This window comes from Cellulomonas composti (assembly GCF_007990245.1).
In the GTDB taxonomy this organism is placed as follows: domain Bacteria; phylum Actinomycetota; class Actinomycetes; order Actinomycetales; family Cellulomonadaceae; genus Cellulomonas; species Cellulomonas composti.
The window spans coordinates 1-2,049 of record NZ_BJWG01000027.1; the positions used below are offsets into that span (position 1 = coordinate 1).

A 2,049-nucleotide genomic window follows, 5' to 3' on the forward strand; every position below is an offset into this window, starting at 1 on the left:
CGCGTGTGCTTCCGCGGGAACACCACCTCACAGGCCGTCCTCACCACGAACCGCGAAGTGCCGCGGAGCGCGCTCGTCTGGCGTGCGGTCGACACTCAACAAAGAGCGAACTTCGACGAGAATCTGCCCCATCGGTTCCCTGGCGAAGAGCCTAGTATCGCCTCATTTCACTCACAGCTCCTCAACCTGCCACGCGACGTGCTCCTGGATCACCCATACCTTCACGTTAGGCAACACGGTCATGATGGCGAGAGCGACTTTGTCGGGGTCAATCACCTCGAAGTCGGCGGCCCTCAACACGATTATCTCCTCGGAAGGATCAACGTCGGGCACTCGGAACGCCGAGTCGATCCCGAACCGGGCCAAGACAGCCTTGACGTCGTCGCGAGCGAACGGCTTCATCTCACTCCCAGTCATAGGGGCGGTTCCATGCGAATGGTCCACAACTCACGAAGTTGCAGCGAAGGATTCGGGAACAGCCATTCAGGCCCGCCACCTGGGTTTCCGTCGAGCGGAAGTGCGTCCCGCTTCACGACGCCTCGCGCGTCGCACACCCTTGCGCAGGTGACGTACTCGCCCGAGTTAAGCTTCGGAAGGCCAAGACGCGATCTCGGGTTTGGCATGTTCAGTGGATTTTCCGTCGTCCATGAGTGACCCCATTGTCGTGCCTCCCCACCGTGGATCCGATATACCAACTGACCAACGTCGTCTGCACCGCTTGTGGCGGCCCCTACCGCGTCGTCTGCCAGGGTAGCGGTGCGGGCGCCGGCTTGTTCGGCGGCTGCGGCGCCGCTGCCGGCGCTGCAGGCGACGGTCAAGGCGACGTAGGCGGTGACCTCGCCGCTGGTGTAGGAGCTGTTGTAGATGGAGTCGGTGTTGGGGTTGCCGATGCGGGGCAGGTGCTCGGCCGCTGGATCGAGGAGACCACCGGCTGGTCCCTGCGCAAGTTCGTCAAGACCACCCGCCGCTACCGCACCATCGACATCCGCGTCGGCCAGCACACCATCACAGCCGCCGACCTCCTACCCGACGACCTCACCACCGCCCTGGAGGCCATCAAGACCAGAGCCGCTGGACACTAACTTGAGCCAAGTCGGGTCGCACCTGCACGCGTTGTTACTCATCGGGGCACAGGCCATCTATCTTCAAACCGGAGAGCACGGTGACTGTTCGCCGCTGGCGGTCAAGCGATCCGAGTGCCACCGACGACCTCACCGGTGGCGAGGTGCAGCGCGAAGTCCCGCGGCTCGTCGCCATCTGGGTCGGCCACGCCCCTGAGCCATCCATCGCCTGCCTCGTCGATGCGCAGCCCGTCAGTCGCAATGCGTTCCGACGTCCAGCGTCGCCCGGACTGATCAACAGCCGTGATCGACCAAGGCGTGAGCAGAAGCAGGACCTCGTCTGCCGGGAGTTGCTCAGCGCCGACGACAGGCCCCCGCGTCTCGATCACGCTGAACCCAGCCGGTTCCAGCACATCGCCGACGAAGGCCGTGCCTCGCTCAACGACGCACAAACCCGTCGGGCTCGGCGTGCCGAGAAGGGCAGTCAACGCGCGAACACCCGGCTCCGGTGCCGCGAAGACCGCCGTCCACGTCGGACCGCTCCAAGGCTCGACAGCGAGCTCGACCGCGCGGGCTCCCGCACCGGGCGCGGCGAACGAGTGATCGGCTGCCCCGCCTGAACGGTCCACGAGCGCCACATCGAACTCAGACCGGAAGTCATCGCGCGCAATCATCAGAAGTCCGGACGGAAGAAGCGGTGCATGACCAACTCGGTTCGCCCGCTGACTGATGGCCGCGTGAAGATTTCGAACACTCCACTGCGCCCATTGATCCCGCCACGGAGCGTGTACTGGATCGAATCATTTCCGAGGTTGAGCTTCGACTTGGCGAAGTAGTTCGGATTCACTGTGCGGGTGCCCCTAGAGAAGACCACGTCATCGAACGAGCCTGGGAAGTTGTGGTATGGACCGGACTCCTCGGCCGCCCTATTCAACACCCTCGACGAGTAGATCTTGTTCGTCCGAGTTACGGCGCTTGTGGCGGTCGC

At 63.9% G+C, this 2,049-nt stretch carries 3 protein-coding genes and 1 pseudogene; 1 reads left to right on the top strand and 3 read right to left on the bottom strand.

Translation table 11 applies throughout. The features are described from left to right. Positions 1-171 precede the first annotated feature (171 nt). Positions 172-402 (bottom strand): hypothetical protein, encoded by a 231-nt coding sequence (locus CCO02nite_RS15520; RefSeq protein ID WP_146844082.1) that lies wholly within the window; start codon positions 400-402, stop codon positions 172-174. Positions 403-914: 512 nt separating this feature from the next. Between CCO02nite_RS15520 and CCO02nite_RS16185 the strand changes: the two are divergent. After that, a pseudogene (locus tag CCO02nite_RS16185) lies at positions 915-1,082 on the top strand (IS1634 family transposase); the annotation flags it as partial. A 101-nt stretch (positions 1,083-1,183) separates the two neighbouring features. Here the strand turns inward: CCO02nite_RS16185 and CCO02nite_RS15530 are convergent. Beyond that, positions 1,184-1,735: a hypothetical protein gene (locus tag CCO02nite_RS15530; RefSeq protein WP_146844084.1), complete on the bottom strand. Its 552-nt coding sequence runs from the start codon at positions 1,733-1,735 to the stop codon at positions 1,184-1,186. Beyond that, a partial coding sequence (locus tag CCO02nite_RS15920) for a hypothetical protein (protein WP_222593226.1) occupies positions 1,735-2,049 on the bottom strand: 315 nt, incomplete at its 5' end. The genes CCO02nite_RS15530 and CCO02nite_RS15920, both read right to left, overlap by 1 nt.